The sequence below is a fragment of the Bacillus sp. BD48 genome (assembly GCF_046566805.1).
GTDB lineage: Bacteria > Bacillota > Bacilli > Bacillales > Bacillaceae > Bacillus > Bacillus safensis.
This window is the reverse complement of sequence record NZ_JANGFM010000001.1, coordinates 77,503-91,187: the sequence shown is the minus strand read 5'-3', so window position 1 is coordinate 91,187 and position 13,685 is coordinate 77,503. Positions and strand designations below refer to the sequence as shown.

General features: G+C 37.7%; 16 protein-coding genes. 3 read left to right on the top strand and 13 right to left on the bottom strand.

Translation table 11 applies throughout. From position 1 onward, the window contains the following. The gene (parC, locus tag ACLGGR_RS00460) at positions 1–2,439 is read left to right on the top strand and encodes a DNA topoisomerase IV subunit A (RefSeq protein ID WP_410972297.1); all 2,439 of its coding nucleotides are present in this window, start codon (positions 1–3) and stop codon (positions 2,437–2,439) included. 53 nt (positions 2,440–2,492) lie between these two features. Here parC and ACLGGR_RS00455 read toward each other — a convergent pair whose 3' ends face one another. The 7 genes from ACLGGR_RS00455 to ACLGGR_RS00425 form a co-directional block, all read right to left on the bottom strand. Further along, on the bottom strand, positions 2,493–2,618 hold the full coding sequence (locus ACLGGR_RS00455; protein WP_260601818.1) for a hypothetical protein: 126 nt from the start codon (positions 2,616–2,618) through the stop codon (positions 2,493–2,495). A 43-nt stretch (positions 2,619–2,661) separates the two neighbouring features. Further along, positions 2,662–2,997, bottom strand: a complete 336-nt coding sequence (locus tag ACLGGR_RS00450; RefSeq protein WP_340867106.1) for a hypothetical protein — start codon at positions 2,995–2,997, stop codon at positions 2,662–2,664. 194 nt (positions 2,998–3,191) lie between these two features. Then, positions 3,192–4,364 (bottom strand): MFS transporter, encoded by a 1,173-nt coding sequence (locus ACLGGR_RS00445; RefSeq protein ID WP_410972296.1) that lies wholly within the window; start codon positions 4,362–4,364, stop codon positions 3,192–3,194. Between the two features lie 511 nt (positions 4,365–4,875). Further along, a complete protein-coding gene (locus ACLGGR_RS00440; protein ID WP_142944918.1) occupies positions 4,876–5,310 on the bottom strand; it encodes a VOC family protein in 435 nt (144 codons plus the stop codon). 177 nt (positions 5,311–5,487) lie between these two features. Next, positions 5,488–6,201 (bottom strand): DsbA family oxidoreductase, encoded by a 714-nt coding sequence (locus ACLGGR_RS00435; protein ID WP_410972295.1) that lies wholly within the window; start codon positions 6,199–6,201, stop codon positions 5,488–5,490. Positions 6,202–6,289: 88 nt separating this feature from the next. Next, positions 6,290–6,910 carry an FMN-dependent NADH-azoreductase gene (locus ACLGGR_RS00430; RefSeq protein WP_251215337.1) on the bottom strand — a complete coding sequence of 207 codons (621 nt, stop codon included), beginning with the start codon at positions 6,908–6,910 and terminating at the stop codon, positions 6,290–6,292. A gap of 154 nt (positions 6,911–7,064) precedes the next feature. Further along, positions 7,065–7,709, bottom strand: a complete 645-nt coding sequence (locus ACLGGR_RS00425) for an NAD(P)-dependent oxidoreductase (protein WP_142944921.1) — start codon at positions 7,707–7,709, stop codon at positions 7,065–7,067. Between the two features lie 226 nt (positions 7,710–7,935). Here ACLGGR_RS00425 and ACLGGR_RS00420 point away from each other — a divergent pair, with 226 nt between their 5' ends. Next, positions 7,936–8,523 (top strand): TetR/AcrR family transcriptional regulator, encoded by a 588-nt coding sequence (locus ACLGGR_RS00420; RefSeq protein ID WP_410972294.1) that lies wholly within the window; start codon positions 7,936–7,938, stop codon positions 8,521–8,523. A gap of 541 nt (positions 8,524–9,064) precedes the next feature. Here ACLGGR_RS00420 and ACLGGR_RS00415 read toward each other — a convergent pair. Next, positions 9,065–9,646: an NAD(P)H-dependent oxidoreductase gene (locus ACLGGR_RS00415; RefSeq protein WP_410972293.1), complete on the bottom strand. Its 582-nt coding sequence runs from the start codon at positions 9,644–9,646 to the stop codon at positions 9,065–9,067. A gap of 122 nt (positions 9,647–9,768) precedes the next feature. On the opposite strand from ACLGGR_RS00415, the gene ACLGGR_RS00410 reads away from it, so the two are divergent. After that, positions 9,769–10,113 (top strand): winged helix-turn-helix transcriptional regulator, encoded by a 345-nt coding sequence (locus ACLGGR_RS00410; protein ID WP_410972292.1) that lies wholly within the window; start codon positions 9,769–9,771, stop codon positions 10,111–10,113. Between the two features lie 62 nt (positions 10,114–10,175). Here ACLGGR_RS00410 and ACLGGR_RS00405 read toward each other — a convergent pair whose 3' ends face one another. The 5 genes from ACLGGR_RS00405 to ACLGGR_RS00385 all read right to left on the bottom strand — a co-directional run bounded on the left by ACLGGR_RS00405 (position 10,176) and on the right by ACLGGR_RS00385 (position 13,677). Then, the gene (locus ACLGGR_RS00405; protein WP_410972605.1) at positions 10,176–10,511 is read right to left on the bottom strand and encodes a hypothetical protein; all 336 of its coding nucleotides are present in this window, start codon (positions 10,509–10,511) and stop codon (positions 10,176–10,178) included. Between the two features lie 130 nt (positions 10,512–10,641). Beyond that, complete coding sequence (locus tag ACLGGR_RS00400) at positions 10,642–11,745, bottom strand: threonine synthase (protein ID WP_410972291.1); 1,104 nt, start codon at positions 11,743–11,745, stop codon at positions 10,642–10,644. Between the two features lie 72 nt (positions 11,746–11,817). Beyond that, the gene (locus ACLGGR_RS00395; protein ID WP_410972290.1) at positions 11,818–12,192 is read right to left on the bottom strand and encodes a RidA family protein; all 375 of its coding nucleotides are present in this window, start codon (positions 12,190–12,192) and stop codon (positions 11,818–11,820) included. Then, the gene (locus ACLGGR_RS00390) at positions 12,189–12,854 is read right to left on the bottom strand and encodes a helix-turn-helix transcriptional regulator (protein ID WP_410972289.1); all 666 of its coding nucleotides are present in this window, start codon (positions 12,852–12,854) and stop codon (positions 12,189–12,191) included. The genes ACLGGR_RS00395 and ACLGGR_RS00390 overlap by 4 nt, the downstream gene beginning before the upstream one ends. Positions 12,855–12,996: 142 nt before the next feature. Then, entirely contained in the window at positions 12,997–13,677 is a 681-nt protein-coding gene (locus ACLGGR_RS00385) for a TetR/AcrR family transcriptional regulator (RefSeq protein ID WP_251215329.1), read from the bottom strand. Positions 13,678–13,685: the final 8 nt, after the last annotated feature.

Here is a 13,685-nt window from a genome sequence, read left to right as displayed (position 1 = left end):
ATGGCACAACAAGAACGATTTCATGATTTACCATTAGAAGAAGTAATCGGCGACCGGTTTGGCCGCTATAGTAAATATATTATCCAAGATCGTGCACTTCCAGATGCACGTGATGGATTAAAACCTGTACAACGAAGAATTTTATATGCGATGTACGCAGAAGGAAATACGCAGGATAAAAACTTCCGTAAAGCCGCTAAAACAGTCGGTAATGTTATTGGTAACTATCATCCGCACGGAGACTCATCTGTCTATGAAGCGATGGTGAGAATGAGTCAGGAATGGAAAGTACGAAATGTGCTGATTGAGATGCACGGGAATAACGGGAGTATCGATGGAGATCCGCCTGCTGCCATGCGTTATACGGAAGCAAGGCTGTCGGCCATTGCTTCAGAGCTTTTAAAGGACTTAGACAAGGAAACAGTTGAATTCGTTGCAAACTTTGATGATACAAGCAAAGAGCCAGTTGTATTACCAGCGATGTTCCCAAACCTTCTTGTGAACGGATCAACGGGGATTTCAGCAGGTTATGCCACAGATATCCCGCCGCATCATCTTGGAGAGGTCATTGATGGCGTCATCAAACGAATCGAACAGCCGCATTGTACGGTTGAGGATTTAATGACGGTCATTAAGGGGCCGGATTTCCCAACAGGCGGTATTATCCAGGGTGTCGACGGTATTAAGAAGGCATATGAAACTGGTAAAGGGAAGATTATGATTCGCGGAAAAGCGGAGATTGAAACCATTCGCGGCGGGCGCCAGCAAATCGTGATCACAGAAATTCCTTACGAAGTGAATAAAGCCAATCTTGTCAAAAAGATGGACGAGTTCCGAATTGAAAGAAAAGTAGAAGGCATTTCAGAGGTCAGAGATGAGACAGACCGTACTGGGCTTCGAATCGTAGTAGAGTTGAAAAAAGAAGCAGATGCAAATGGTGTGTTGAATTTCTTATATAAAAACTCAGATCTGCAAATCCCATATAACTTTAATATGGTGGCGATACATAATCGAAGACCAACCTTAATGACGCTGACAACTATACTAGATGCATATATTGCCCATCAAAAAGAAGTGGTGACGAACCGTTCAGCGTACGAGCTTCGAAAAGCGAAGGAACGCCACCATATTGTCGACGGCTTAATTAAGGCACTTTCCATCTTAGATGAAGTCATTGCCACAATCCGCTCCTCTAACGATAAGCGAGATGCGAAAAACAACTTGATGGCGAAATATGACTTTACAGAAGCACAATCAGAAGCGATTGTTTCCCTCCAGTTATATCGTTTAACGAATACAGATATTACGCAATTAAGAGACGAAGCAAGAGAGCTTGATGTGCGTATAGCAGAGCTTGAAGACATATTAGGTAACGAGAAAAAGCTGCTAAAGGTCATTACAAACAGCTTGAAAAAGCTCAAAAAGACATATGCTGATGAGAGACGATCTGTCATTGAGGAAAAAATCGAAGAAATTAAGATTAACCTTGAAGTGATGATCGCATCAGAGGATGTATACGTTACAGTCACGAAGGATGGTTACATCAAACGGACAAGCCAGCGCTCCTATGCTGCCTCTAACGGTAAGGACTTTGGCATGAAGGATACTGACCGTTTGATTCATCAGTTTGAAATGAATACAACAGATGTTCTTCTGCTGTTTACGAATAAAGGAAGCTACATTTATTGTCCTGTTCATCAGCTGCCAGATATACGCTGGAAAGACATGGGGCAGCATATTACAAATATCATTTCAATTGATCGTGAGGAATCAATCCAAAAAGCCATTCCAATAAAAGAATTTGATGAAACGTCATATCTTCTATTCTTTACAAAAGGCGGAATGGTGAAGAAAACAGAGCTTCTTCAATATAAAGCGCAGCGCTATTCGAAACCGCTTGTCGCCTTGAACCTAAAAGGTGATGATGAACTCGTAGATGTCCATGTCACAACAGGACAGCAGGAATTGTTTATTGCAACGAAAAATGGTTACGGTTTGTGGTTTGATGAAGAAGAAGTAAGTGTTGTTGGTCCGAGAGCGGCGGGTGTCAAAGGAATCAATTTGAAGGAAGGGGACGAGGTAGTCTCTGGCCAGATCATTGATCCAAAGAACGATGTCCTTGTGCTCACGACACAAAGAGGGGCTGTAAAGCGAATGAACCTCTCTGAATTTGATAAAACATCAAGAGCGAAACGCGGAGTTCTTATGCTAAGAGAATTAAAGAAAAACCCGCACCGTATTGTGGCTGTGATCGCTGCATCTCTGCACAATACGCTTGAGATAGATACAGAAAAGGGTACAACGATACCGCTTGAAATCTCTACTCTCAGAGCAAATGACCGCTATAGCAATGGATCATTTATTGTAGATGAGGAAGAGCAGGGAGAAGTGACTCATGTCCTTCTGACGCCTGAACCTGCGCCAGATGACAATAAATAAGCAAACGAAAACCCCCTGCGACTGGCAGGGGGTTTCTTTTATATACGGGTCTTTTAGCTCTCGTGGTTGCCAAACATGCTTGAAATGGCGTGCACTACTTCAATTCCTTGGTAGACGAAAAGAGAAAGTGAAGTGACAGAGAATAGACCTAGAATGAAAACTCTTAAGAAAAATAACATCGTGTAAAACCTCCCAATTTTTGTTTTGATTTAGATGGTTGGGTTAAACACGAGCTAGTCGGAAATAAGAAGATTGATAGAACACTGCAAGTAAATGCTTCTTTTTCCGGTCAAATCGATCAGTATGAGTGATGCGTGCAAATCCAGCTGTCATACTGCCAATAATCAGCAGTGCTGTAAATGCGGCAAATACTGCGCTCACATGTTTTTGTTTCTTTTCATCGCCCATTGTCTGAACAATTTTCATTTCATGTGATTCTTGATCGGCAACCACCTTTGCATGATGGTATACCTGAACGGAATGAGGCATTGAGAACAAATGAAAACTTGCAAGTGCTATGAATAAAACACCTAATTTTAATAGCATATTTTTTTTCATTTTTCTCACCCCTTCCTGTTTATTTTCATGATCTTACCACGTTTTCAGTTATTTGAAAAGTCTTATTTTTTTACTTTCCCTCTTTAAAAAAGCGATAAACATCAGGACATCTATATGACTGTTTCACTTCATGAAAGGTTTCAATTTAATTTTTTAAATTTAAAAAAAGTGCCATGATCAAGGATCAGACACGTTTAGTGAGATTGTAATGCATGTGGTTTTGCTACAGCTTTTGTAAAGATTCCTGCAATACATATGGCAAATAGAACAAAGTTAAAAGCATGGAGCAGTCCCACTTGATTGGCAAGCAGCCCTAATATAGGAGGGCCGGAAAGAGAGGCTGTGTAACCAGATAAGGTCACAATACTAACGCGTTTGACAGCGTACCTGCTATCATCGCCAGCTGCAGAAATGGTCAGCGGGAAGCCTAAAGATGCGCCAAGCCCCCATAAAAAGATCGATAGCATACATACAACAAGTGAAATTTTTAAAATGACTAAGAATAGGCCGGCAGCTGCTGATAAAATCGCAACTCTTAGCAATAACACTCTGCCAAAGCGATCGATCAAACGTCCGCTGATCAGTCTGCCGCTAATCATGCCGCACAAAAATAAAGCATAGATGACCGTACTCATGGAATGTGAAACCTCGTAGCCATCCACCATTGCAAGTGGAATCCAATCATTGGCAGATCCTTCGACAAACGCAAGACATAAGGCGATCATCGCAAGAGAAATTGTTCGTTTGTTCAGCCATGCCGTTTGAGTAGACTCAACTGTATCGGGCTGCTTCTCATGCTGATCCTTTCCTGTCCCATGCGGAATAAACCGTGTACAAATCAATATGCAGAGAAAAAGCAGGAGGGCGATAGCGAGAAGGTGTATCAATACAGAAATCCCTAAATGGATAAAAAGAATACCAGCACCTGCTCCAATCAAAGTCCCAATGCTAAAAGAAGCATGCAATATAGGCAGAATGGTTTTCTTGATGTTGTACTCAATCTCTGTTCCTTCTAAGTTCATCGCCACATTGCACATGCCAGAGCCTGCTCCAAAAAGAAAAAGACCAGAAGTGACGACAAAGATAGAAGAGATCGATGAACCAATGGCAAGAGTAGTGAATCCAAGGAACATCAAAAAAGCACTGATCACAATCGCCACTCGGCCGCCTTTTTTGCGGACGAATACATTTGAAAGAACAAGCCCAACAATTGAGCCAACAGATAAACCGAGTAAAATAAGTCCCATTGTTCCTGTGTTTGCTTGTAATAAATCTCTGACTTCCGGTGTCCGTGAAAACCATGTTGAGATGGAGATTCCAGACATCGTAAAGATCACAATAATTGCTTTATACCACTTTAATTCCATCTAATCCCTCACATTTAAAAATGTATATGTTATTGAACAAATCTACTCGATTATAAATGAGACTTGCTGATTCGTAAATAACAGGAGGGAGGAACGTAATGAAAAATGTTAGTCAAAAGAAAATCCTTTTGGTTAGAGGTGAAATTGATGGATACAATATTTAGATTGATGAGCATTTTTGCAAATATAATTTAAATTTAGATGAACGTTTTGACCATTAGAACGTAAAAGAATTCATTGAAAATGGATCAAACATCAACTGGCGCAATAATGAAAGATTGACAGCAGTGCTCATAGCAAATGGCGCTGTTGTGACGTAATGGTTATGGTTGTGAAATCGTACCGAATATCATAAAAGCATTTAGGTTTAAATGAATCAATTTAATTGATTTTTTCTTTTTTGTCTCAATAAGATAAGTATACTTAGTTTTGAGACGAAAGAAATTCGTTTGTTGTTTAACTTCCTAGAATATATATTATGTAAACTAGGAAATGAGAATACATATTAGCGTCATTCCATTATTTGAATCTCCATCCCCCATGAAGTTGTGATATAGAAAAATCCAAGAGGGCTCAGCTCTCTAACTTTAACATCAGGCTGTTCTGCAAAATATTTCAAAGCCTCTTCTATATTGGTCACTGTAATAGCTAGATGAGCTACACCGATATCACTCGGTTTTAGGTGAACATTCTGTTGATCTGGCGTCGACCATTGAACCAGTTCGATCTTTCTACCGCCGTATTGCAAAAATGCCGCCCCTTCTACAACTGAATGATCGTGAACCCCAAAGTATCTTTTTAAACTATCGTCTTCAAACTGCATCCGTCCTGGCCGGAACAAGACTTCAAAACCCAAAATATTAGTGAAGAATTCAACTGCTACTTCGATATCGGGTACTACAAATCCTGAATGCTCTATTGTGCCTTGAAAAATTGTATTTTTCATATCGCTAAACCCCTTTGATTTTTTTGGAAGTAAACGATTAATTATAAAGTAGTATTTAATGCAGCTAATAACACAAGCACCGATGATGTTGGCACTACTACAAGATTTAGAACAACAATACCTGGGCCTTGAGATACTATATTATTTTTTGTAATTTCTATCTTTTTTGATTATCCATTAAAATTTACATGTTCCATCTGAACAATAATCATCTAGCGACGACTCTAATTTATGCTCTTCAACCTTAGCATTCGCGTACTCTTCTTTCCAAACCTGTTGTAATGTTTCTAAAAATACTTCGCTAGGTTGTGCTCCTGAGATGACATATTTATCATTCACTACGTAAAAGGGAACGCCCTGAATCCCAATTTTTGATCCCTCGGCTCTATCAGCTGCAATATTCTCGCTATATTTATCATTTGCTAAAACATCCAAAGCTTCGTTGCCATCAAGACCTATTTCACTTGTAAGTTGAGCAAGTGTTGCGTGATCACCGATATCTAGTGAATCCGTGAAATGAGCTTTCAAAATACGCTCCATAAACTCCCGTATCTTCCCTTTTTCTTTTGCATAATAAGAAAGACGAAGTGCATCATATGAATTCGTAGGAATCATTGTATCAAATTGATAATCTAATCCAACCTCTTTTGCTTTCTGTTTCAATTGATTGTTCAGTACTTTTGCTTTTTCATATGGGACACCATGCTTAGAGGATAATACTTGATGGATATCCATTCCAGTGTTTTTTTTCGCATATGGATCTAATTGAAAATGACGAAATAAGACTTCTACCTCTTCTTTATGTTCAAACTGTTCTAACCCTATTTCAAATTGACGTTTGCCAATATAACAAAACGGACAAACAAAATCAGACCAAATTTCTACTTTCATCATATGTTCCCCCTTTATGATTTTGATGAATGTGCGAGGGGGATTATGTTAATAAACATCTTTTTAACTAATCCCGCCAATGCTCTTTTTAAAACGTTCGTGCTGCCGCTTTTGCTTTTTCAATTGTTGCAGTAACAATTTCTTCTTCTTTAGTTGGATCATAGTCAATACCTTCAACAAAAATCGTTGGTTCCACTTCAATTCCAACAAACTTTAGCGCACCTCTCACGTAAGAATCGGAATGTTCCATTCCAATTGCCTGCGAATAAAATCCTCCCATTCCATGAATATGGATTGCTTTTTTTCCTTTCATCAATCCTTCTGGACCTTCAGCTGTATATTTAAACGTTTTTCCAGCACTCATGATTGTATCAAAATAGGCTTTTAATAAGGGTTGGATTCCTAAATTCCACATTGAAGACTGAATGATGTATTTATCTGCTTCCATAAATTGCTTTGTGAATGCATTCACTGCTTCTATTTTTTGTGCTTCAACATCTGTTAGCGCTTCCCCACTTCTTAACTTCTTTTGTCCAGTTAAAAAATCAGCATCGATTAATGGCACATTTGCATAATAGACATCTACTTCTATTATTTCATCCGTTGGATTTACTTCCTTATATTCATTGATAAATGCTCTAGCAACTTGCGTACTTCTTGATTGTTCCTCACTTTGAGGTGTTCCTTTAACAAATAATACTTTTGACATGATCATTTCCCCTTTATGATTTTGATGAATGTTTTTTGTTCCTAAACATTTTTTGAATACTTATTAAAAGAATTTACACGTTTCATCTAAACAATATTTTCGGAATGATTCCTATAATTTTTGCTGAATCAACACCCTCATACAAAAAGCTGATTTAATGATTATAGACAATCGGCATTTTTCCGATTAATTGGCGTTGCCTAGCGGCGTCATACATGAGTTTAGCGACATTTTCCCTAGAAACGGACATTTTAGCTGGCTGATCGCCGAATGAATAGCCATAAGATTGCCCGTTGTATTTGATATTAGGATTAATGATTCGAACGACTGTCCAATCCAGGTTCGATTGTTTAATCAGTTCTCCTATCTTCTTCATTTCGGCATAACCATTTGGCATGAGAAGTTTAGGCAATATTCTTGGCAATATCGTCGATAAGCTTTTCTTATCGTCTTCAGATTGCAAGGCTGGCGTCGCAAGTGTAATCAACCTTTTTTTGGTGAACTTCTTCATCGCTTTGACAATCCGGTTATGTCCATCGGCAATCGGTGTGCCTTTTCGTTTTCGCGACAAATCAATCCCGGGGCCTAAGGTGCTTATCACGACATCAGCTTCTGAAACTGCCGTTTCAATAGCTGAAGTGTTCGTTAGCTCCCCCGTTACAATGCGTAAATTCGAATGCTTTTGCTTGATTTTCTCAGGGTTTCTAACATATACCGTAACGAAATCTCCGTTTTCTAATGCAAACTGTGTTAAAAGTTGACCGATTGCACCAGTTGCACCAAAAATAGTGATGTTCATGGTCTTCTATCTCCTTTTGTTATTCTGAATGATCACAATTATTTCCTTGATCAAAACTTTTTCATAATAACATGTGTTATTTAAGCAACGCGCGTTGTATAATTTGATGATAAGATGAAAAAGAATAATAAACAATAACCAAAATAGCCAATATGTTGTTTACGCAACACTTCTATTGTATTGTCGTTTTTAAACACCATATGAACCCTTAAAAGGAGAAGAAAAAATGATTATGCCAAAAAAAGATCCAAGAACACTTCGTACAAGACAATTGATTGTAGACTCTTTTCTTTCGTTAGCTAGTGAAAAAGATTTCAACAATATAACGGTACGTGATATCACAGAAAAGGCTACTATTAACCGCGCTACATTTTATGCGCACTTTGACGATAAATTTGATTTATTACATTCTACAATCACCAATACATTTACAGACAAATTGAAAAAAAGACTAAATGATCACGATGGATTCAATGAAAAAGTCATTGCAAATATTTTTCTAGCCATGTGTGATCACCATAAAGAGATAAGCGACCTATGTCCTAAAGGTTATAATTCTTTAGGAACGATTATAGAAAGTAAAATTAAAGAGGAGTTACAGAAGCTAATAGCTGATCTTGTGCTAAAAGGAACTGAAAATACCATTGAATTAGAGGATAAACAATTGGTAACAACCCTATCTACTATGCTAAGTTGGGGGATATACGGAGCTGCATACACATGGAATAAGGATGGAAGACCTATTTCACCAGAAGAGCTAGTGACTAAGACCCTGCCTATCTTTAGAAATGGTATGAGTAAGTATTTTCTTTAAAGTAGCCTTTATTATTAAATTACGCAACAAATTGGTATTAGAATAAAACAGTTGCTGTAATTGGCAGTGGGCATTCTGCTGTTAGCACTCTGTTTGAGCTGGCAGAGCTAAAAGAGACATCAAAAAACACAGAAATGATATGGATTTAAATAGTGGGGTATTTGGAGGAGAAAGCAATGATCAATTGCCTGCAAGAGGTCAATTAGTGCTCGATTTGTTGTTGCTTAAATGACTGGTGATAAAGAGTCTGCTGAAAGTGTAGAACTTAAGTTGCAAAGCTTTACTTAGAGTGGATTCAATAATAAGTTGCAAAGCTTTACTTAGAGTGGATTCAATAAGTGGATTCAATAATAAGTTGCAAAGCTTTACTTAGAGTGGATTCAATAAATTGTGGAACTCTTATACGGCTTTTGTGTAAACCTCCCCCCATCTTATTTAAATTTCAAAACCTCTACGACCTTCTCAATAAATTAAATCGGTCGTAGAGGTTGGGCCTTTTTGAGCTACCTTGCTTTGTTACCGAATTTGTTGCAACAGTAAATTAAATACTTTGGGATATTTCTTTTAAAAATTGCTTTCTCTTTTCATCTGTTGTTAAGTTAACTCCCGAAAAATGAATCCATTTGGTGTCTTCATTTTTCAATCCCAAGTCAGCAAGAGTTCTGTTAATAAAAACGCTTTGAATCGCATTCCCACCTTCAGATTCTATATAATCCTTATCTGTTGTAGATGTTGAAATCACGGTTGTTTTTTTTATATTTGTCAATAAGCCCTTCAAAGCACCGGTATTTTTATCTTCCAAGAATGCAAAACCTCTTAACATCACTTTATCAATAAATCCTTTTAAAATAGCAGGTAAATCCCACCACCAGACAGGAAATATAAATATCAATTCAGTTGACTGATTTAATTTCTCTTGATAATCCTTAACTAATTGATAAGTTGTATCTCCTTTATTAAAATATTGCAATTCTTCAGCTGAAAAAACAGGATTAAACCCATCTTTATATAAATCGATCACTTGAAATGGTTCTCTCTTTGTTTCTAGATTTTCTGTTATGGAAGCCAAAATGGCATGATTATAGCTTCCGTCCCAAGGATGTGCATAGACAATCGTTTTCATTATTCATTCACCCTTTTTTGTTATTTTCATCATATTTTGATGTACATTCATTTTATTGTATGCTATAACGTACTACAAGTACGGTAATTAAAGTGCGATACTAACCTAAAGGAGAGTGTAAAATGAATGAGGAGTCCTTCCAGACGAAAGCTGAGCTAAAAGATACTGGTTTTGGGTATACTTTGTCATTAATTGGCGGGAAATATAAAATGCCGGTTCTGTATGCTTTATATACTAACAGTGCTCCTGTTCGCTATAATCAGCTGAAACGTATGCTCGGAACAATTTCGTTTAAAACATTAACCAACACACTAAAAGAACTTGAAGCGGATTACTTAATTAATCGTAAAGAATATCCTCAAGTACCTCCAAAAGTAGAATATAGTTTATCTGAAAAGGGATTATCACTGATGCCTGTATTAGATGAGATATGTTATTGGGGAGAGGAACAAATGAAAAATAATTAGGTAGACTGGAAAGAAAGCTACTACGGTTTAAAAATGCTTTCTAAAGTAGCTTTCTTCTCATCTTATATCAATCCCATAGGCTCATTTTGTTGATGTGCTAACTCCATTCCTTCTGCCAGATAGAGAGCGTTCTTCTTATCTATATCATCATCAGGCCAATTGTGAATCAGTTGACGCAATCTAACTGCAACGGTCTTACAAACATCTGGCATTAAGTAACTATCAGAATCCGAAAGATTCAGCAAAGGAATGATGTCATCTGTAAAGTTTTCAAAGGGTATGTCCCCGCCAAATCCCTCCATTTCATCTAAATTCATACCGATACATGCTGCTAACTTGCATCTAAAATCATGGAAGTCGGTGTAAGACCAATGTACTTCGGAGTGAGTAAAATCCATTCCCACGAATCATTCCTCCGTTTTCAAATTGTGATGGTCAATGTTTTCAACATTCGCAAATATTACTCCTGATTGATCATATAATGGGACAACGAGGCACGCAACGCTCTATTCTACCAGAGTCCTAAGGTTATTTTGATTTAATCCCTGCCCCACAAAGAGGTATGATAATGGTTTCTTCTGATTCCTTTTGATATTTCATGTAGCCAGCAAAATTGATGGCAGATGTCACTTCGACATAAAATCCTTTCTGACTCAGTTTAGAGCGTGCATGTATAATTTCTTCTTCTTCAATATCAATAAACGTACCATTCGTCTTGTGTACAGCTTCTAAAATTTGTTTAGAACGCGCTGGAGCAGCAATAGCGATCCCTTCTGCTACAGTCCCTTTATTTGTCACAGGCGTTGCTGATTCCTCCGCATGTTGAAAAGCTTTCACAAGTGGTGCGCAGTTTTTCGCTTGTACAGCAACAATTTTCGGTATTTTATGAATGAGACCATTTTCGAATAACTCTCTAAAGCCATAATATGCACCGAGCAGCAGAGTGCCGTTTCCAACCGGAATGATTAAAGCATCCGGTGCTCCTTTTAGTTGCTCATAGATTTCATAGGCGTATGTTTTTGTACCCTCGAAAAAATAAGGGTTATAGACATGGCTTGCATAAAAAACGTTTTCTTCGTCTACTGCCTTTTGGGCCGCAGCTGCAATGTCCTCTCGTGTACCATGAATTTCTTTAATCGTTGCTCCGTGGGCTTTTATTTGAGCGACTTTTTTAGGTGATGTTTGATCACTTAGATAGATGTCACAGGCAATACCACAACGCGCAGCATACGCAGCAATTGCCGTTCCTGCATTCCCGCTGCTATCAGCAATGACTTTTGTTACCCCTAATTCCTTAGCTTTTGTCATTAACACAGCTGCTCCACGGTCTTTAAATGATAGTGTCGGCATCATATAATCAACTTTTACATAAGTGTTTGGCTCATTAGGATCTAAAACGATTAAAGGAGATTGGCCCTCGCCCATTGTCACAGTTTCCCACGTCTTAGAATCTTTTGGAAATGGCATGGTTTCAACATAACGCCATAATGAATTTGGATAGTGATCCCAAGCTGTGACGTCTATTTTCGGGGTATCTTTCACTAGATTTAATACTCCACCACAATCACATTTCCATAGAGTTGGTGTCATCTCATATTTTTTCCCGCAATGGTTACAACTTAATTGATTCATTCTTCATCTGCCCCTTTGAATATTTTTTTATACAAAATATAATTTTTTATATAGGGTGGTCAAAAAAATATTCTAAATATATGCAATGGCATCCATTTCAATCTTGAAACCAAAATGTAATTCATTCGTTGGTACAACAGTACGTGCTGGTTTATGTTCACCGAAAAATTCAGTGTAAACCGCATCTACTTTATCCCATAAATGAATATCCGAAATGTATAATGTCATACGCAAAATCTTTTCTTTTTTACTTCCAGCCGCTTCTACAATCATTTCCACATTCTTAAGTGCTTGTAATGTCTCTTCTTCAATGGTGCCGAATTCTTTTTCTCTTGTTTCGGGATTGATGGCAAATTGTCCTGAAACGTAGACCGTGTTTTGATGAATGGTTGCGAATGCATAGTGTCCGTTGGATTTTAGATTCCCTACCTCAAGGATGCTTTTCATTTCGTTTCCCCTTCATTCGGTTTATGCTTGATCTCATCTAAATAGCTATAGACGGTGACTTTGGAAATACCTAACATAGATGCGACCTTCTCAACAGATCCTTTCATTAAAAAAATTCCCTTTTCATCCATGAACCTTATTAATTCAATTTTTTCATGGCGTTTCATGACTGGGTGAACACTGTTTTGAATGATCTGTTGAATCAATTGATCTACTATTTCTTCCACATTTTCAAGTTCATCATTTGATGTTGATTCATTCTCTTGAACTTCAACTTTTGTAGAAAGAAAAGTATCCATAAATTGCTGCATTTGATTCAATGCTTCAACATCAAAATTGATACAGAATGCACCGATCACCTTTTGCTTCGAATCACGAATTAATGAAGTCGAAGAACGAATGGTACGGTTGTCTTCTGTTTTAAATGTATACCCAGCAAGATAATCTTCTTTAAAATCTTCTGATTGTAAAACAGTCTTTACCAAATGATCAAATGATTGACCGATTTTTCTTCCCGTCACATGATGATTGACTGTAAACATGACAGATGCTTGAGGGTTCGTTAAATCATGAATAACTACTTCACAATTTGGTCCAAACATTTTTGCCGTAGATTTTGCTAAAGGAATATAGCTCTCTAATAAATTCTTTATATTTTCCATGCCTAAGCACCTCATTTGTTTATTCCACTAGATTGTATAATTTTTTATATATAAAAACAATATATAGATTTTTTTATATGTATAAAAAAGTTGAGGAAATATAAAAAAAGCAGCCATTGACTGCTTTTTCTTTTGCTCCTTTCTAATTGATTTCTTGCTGGATTCCATACAAAATGACTTCAATTCCCCACCTGAACCGTTCCATTGATACGGTATCACCAGCAAACATTTCTTCTTTCAGGCTATGGATGAAAGGAAACCGCGTTTTGTCTGCATCATGAAATGATTTTTTTGTATCTGAAATCTGCGAAGAGCCGTGTTTCTTCCATGAGACCTTTTCGTATGCTACGGAAGATACGTATAACAGTAACAGGTCTACTCCCCATGCAGCAGATGTAGATTTGATCCCGCCTTCATGCAATGCAGCGAGGAGTTGTTCGGTCAACTGCAGAAAGTTCGTTCCTTGCGGGATGGTGGAAAGAGAAATTTCAGCAAGACCAGGTTTTTCGAATAACAGTAGGAAATAAGTATGCAATATGTCAAATAACTGTTCTTTCCATGTGCCAACCGCTGAATCTGGATAAACCATTTGGCCGAGACCATAATCCAATACGTAAGCACTTAGTTCTTGAAAATTGTTCACGTAGACATACAAAGATGCAGGTCCCGTATCGAGTGCTTTAGCCACTTTACGCATACTCATACCCTCTAACCCTTGCTCCTTTAGAAGCTCATAGGCAGTTTTCACAATGAGTTCACGGCTTAAGGGCTCTTTAGCCGGCCGAGACCGACGACTTATAATACGACGATTTGAATTGTTCATACTCTCTT

Coding starts and splice junctions, on each gene's coding strand:
- parC (WP_410972297.1), top strand. CDS start 1: ATGGCACAACAAGAACGATTTCATGATTTACCATTAGAAGAAGTAATC.
- ACLGGR_RS00455 (WP_260601818.1), bottom strand. CDS start 2,618: ATGTTATTTTTCTTAAGAGTTTTCATTCTAGGTCTATTCTCTGTCACT.
- ACLGGR_RS00450 (WP_340867106.1), bottom strand. CDS start 2,997: ATGAAAAAAAATATGCTATTAAAATTAGGTGTTTTATTCATAGCACTT.
- ACLGGR_RS00445 (WP_410972296.1), bottom strand. CDS start 4,364: ATGGAATTAAAGTGGTATAAAGCAATTATTGTGATCTTTACGATGTCT.
- ACLGGR_RS00440 (WP_142944918.1), bottom strand. CDS start 5,310: ATGAAAAATACAATTTTTCAAGGCACAATAGAGCATTCAGGATTTGTA.
- ACLGGR_RS00435 (WP_410972295.1), bottom strand. CDS start 6,201: ATGAAAGTAGAAATTTGGTCTGATTTTGTTTGTCCGTTTTGTTATATT.
- ACLGGR_RS00430 (WP_251215337.1), bottom strand. CDS start 6,910: ATGTCAAAAGTATTATTTGTTAAAGGAACACCTCAAAGTGAGGAACAA.
- ACLGGR_RS00425 (WP_142944921.1), bottom strand. CDS start 7,709: ATGAACATCACTATTTTTGGTGCAACTGGTGCAATCGGTCAACTTTTA.
- ACLGGR_RS00420 (WP_410972294.1), top strand. CDS start 7,936: ATGATTATGCCAAAAAAAGATCCAAGAACACTTCGTACAAGACAATTG.
- ACLGGR_RS00415 (WP_410972293.1), bottom strand. CDS start 9,646: ATGAAAACGATTGTCTATGCACATCCTTGGGACGGAAGCTATAATCAT.
- ACLGGR_RS00410 (WP_410972292.1), top strand. CDS start 9,769: ATGAATGAGGAGTCCTTCCAGACGAAAGCTGAGCTAAAAGATACTGGT.
- ACLGGR_RS00405 (WP_410972605.1), bottom strand. CDS start 10,511: ATGGATTTTACTCACTCCGAAGTACATTGGTCTTACACCGACTTCCAT.
- ACLGGR_RS00400 (WP_410972291.1), bottom strand. CDS start 11,745: ATGAATCAATTAAGTTGTAACCATTGCGGGAAAAAATATGAGATGACA.
- ACLGGR_RS00395 (WP_410972290.1), bottom strand. CDS start 12,192: ATGAAAAGCATCCTTGAGGTAGGGAATCTAAAATCCAACGGACACTAT.
- ACLGGR_RS00390 (WP_410972289.1), bottom strand. CDS start 12,854: ATGGAAAATATAAAGAATTTATTAGAGAGCTATATTCCTTTAGCAAAA.
- ACLGGR_RS00385 (WP_251215329.1), bottom strand. CDS start 13,677: ATGAACAATTCAAATCGTCGTATTATAAGTCGTCGGTCTCGGCCGGCT.